The organism is Candidatus Agathobaculum pullicola (assembly GCF_052117205.1).
Taxonomy (GTDB): domain Bacteria; phylum Bacillota; class Clostridia; order Oscillospirales; family Butyricicoccaceae; genus Agathobaculum; species Agathobaculum pullicola.
Genome location: NZ_JBQKJP010000107.1, coordinates 1 through 1120, shown reverse-complemented (window position 1 = coordinate 1120; position 1120 = coordinate 1). Strand labels below are relative to the sequence as shown.

General features: G+C 53.3%; 2 protein-coding genes. Both read left to right on the top strand.

Annotation, left to right across the window (positions count from 1 at the left end):
• The coding region (locus ACTQ3V_RS15600) for an AAA family ATPase (protein WP_441468291.1) at positions 1-590 on the top strand (590 nt) is incomplete at its 5' end.
• A gap of 263 nt (positions 591-853) precedes the next feature.
• Complete coding sequence (locus ACTQ3V_RS15595; protein ID WP_441468290.1) at positions 854-1090, top strand: hypothetical protein; 237 nt, start codon at positions 854-856, stop codon at positions 1088-1090.
• Positions 1091-1120 lie beyond the last annotated feature (30 nt).

Here is a 1120-nt window from a genome sequence, read left to right as displayed (position 1 = left end):
TGACCGCCCATGGTTCATCTGTTGGCGCAGATGATGGGCAGTCAATCTCTCAAAATTACAAGACCACTATACCAGACCCGGATGAAAAAAGCAATTCCCCGGAAAGAGATTTGGAGGAACTTTATCGGAAAATGCGCCGCATGAGCGACCCGGCTTACCTGCATACTGTTACCATAGACGAGCTGATGGACAATGTGTTCGAGGGAAAGTCCGCGATGATTGAGAACCTGCTCTACATGGGAGCGTACATCCTTGCCAGAGCGCCCAAAATCGGCAAGTCCTTCCTGGTGGCACAGATCGCCCACCATGTCAGTATCGGGCAAGACTTGTGGAGCTACAAAGTCCACCAGGGCACCGTCCTTTATCTTGCTTTGGAAGATGACGAGAACCGTTTGCAGCGCCGGATATTCCGAATGTTCGGAGTGGAGGGGACAAGCTCCCTCCACTTCGCCACCAGCGCCAAGACGATCGGCGGTGGCCTGGGTGAACAGCTGGAAAAGTTCGTCCGGGAACACAGCGATACCAAACTCATTTATGAGGTAATCGGCAAGCTGAAGCAATTTTCTGACGATATGGTGTCTGCGTCCTGATCGTTCACCACACCAGAAAGCAGCCTGCGGGAGACAGCTTTGAGATAATTTCCGGTACAACCGGCCTGCTGGGCTGTGCGGATGGGGCGCTCCTGATGAAGAAGGAGAAGCGGACAGATAGTAAGGCCACTCTGGAAGTGGTAGGCAGAGACCAGCCGGATCAGCGGCTGTATCTAAGCAAAGACCAAGAGAGCCTGATTTAAGGTCTCGACCATGCAGAGAATAAGCTTTGGAAGCAACTTACAGACCCGGTACTGGAAGCCGTGGCAAAGATCGTATCTGCCGACAACCGGGAAAGGGAAGGAAGTCCCACCGAGCTGGCTCAAGCGATTCAAACGGATATGGCGGTGAACCGGCTCACCAAGTATCTGAATGTGAATGCCAGCCGCCTGTTGGAAGAACATCGGGTGAAGTACGAAAACAAAACCAAGTACGCCGGACGGCGCATCCAGCTGACTTACATGGTGGTGGAAGCACCTGCATTTGAAGTAATCGAGTAAAGCGCGACGCTCGCAACGGTCGCGACGGTG